A 1,251-nucleotide genomic window follows, 5' to 3' on the forward strand; every position below is an offset into this window, starting at 1 on the left:
CTTTCAAAAAAAGCATGAACATGTAAAACAAGCGATAGCCACAGTACTCGAAGAAGACAAGAGCTTGAAGCAAGAATGGCATCAGCTAAGCAAAAATAAAGTAGTGACCAAACAAAAAACGACCGCCTTTCGCACAAAGCAGCATGAACTAAATGAAAGTATTCGAAAAGCCACGACTGCACAAAAACAGTTACTCGAACTTCACTGGCCTGATGTTCGCAGTCAGTTTGATGCCTTGCAAGAAAAAATGAGTAAGAGTCTTTCTACTGTGCTGAAAGAAACGCAGCGCAGTATGGAAGTCATTAGCCAAAACGATGCAAATGAACAGGCCAAGTTAAAGCAATCACTTAACGACCTAAATACAGTCCACAAAGTCGACGTTCATCAAACGTGGTTAGCGGCTTTTATTAAAAAATCACGACCATTTTTTAACGAACTGAGTGAAGATATAAAGGATACTCGGTGTCGAGAACTGTGGAATCGAATTTACGGCATGTATAAAGGAATAGCAGTAAACGAGTTTATTGTTACATATGAAGAATTTTTAGCACTTCAGCCGCTTGGTAGTGTAAAAAGCACGGGAATACCACAGCCAATAGTTCGGTTAAAGGTAGATATAAAACCTGTTACGCTGCCATCCTACGCAGACTTTCCCGTGCTCAAAAAGCAGCAATCATCACGGCGCACTTTTCCTATTTTAGTAGTAGGCGCTATCGTCCTTGTCTTATTACTGACGATTGTATATATGAATCGTGATAATCAAACGGTAGAAACAAGCTCAAACATAAAAGCTACGGCCAGCACGAAGTCGTTAAAAAATGAACAGCCTAAGCCAGATGCTGTAAGCAAAACAGAGCTTGAAAACTTTTTTATCTCCTATAAAGCCGCTTACTTTTCAAGCTTAAACAGCGGAGACTTTAGTGGGATGGCGCCTTATATCGACTCGAATCAGCCAGTATATAAACAGCTAAAAAGCTATATCACATCACTGGCCGGAAAAAACGTATCGTTTGCTAACGATCAGTTTCTTGTGACAAAAACAGAATCACACGACGATGGAACCTATGACATTTATACAAACGAAGTATATACGTTCACCGACTCATATGATGCAAGCACGCAGTTTAAAAAAGAACGAATTTATCATGTGAAAGCTGCTGGCAAAGACAAACTTCAAATTACTAAAATTGATACATTAACAGATGAGCAGAAGCCGGTGGAAGAATGAATGGTTTCTGAGAGATTATGAAC

The 1,251-nt window shown here is 39.5% G+C and carries 1 protein-coding gene; it reads left to right on the forward strand.

The features are described 5' to 3' along the window. Positions 1 to 1,228: TcaA NTF2-like domain-containing protein (locus tag AC1DRF_RS28425; RefSeq protein ID WP_477742363.1), on the forward strand; the 1,228-nt coding region annotated here is incomplete at its 5' end. Between the last annotated feature and the right edge of the window lie 23 nt (positions 1,229 to 1,251).

This window comes from Priestia sp. P5_B4 (assembly GCF_056400385.1).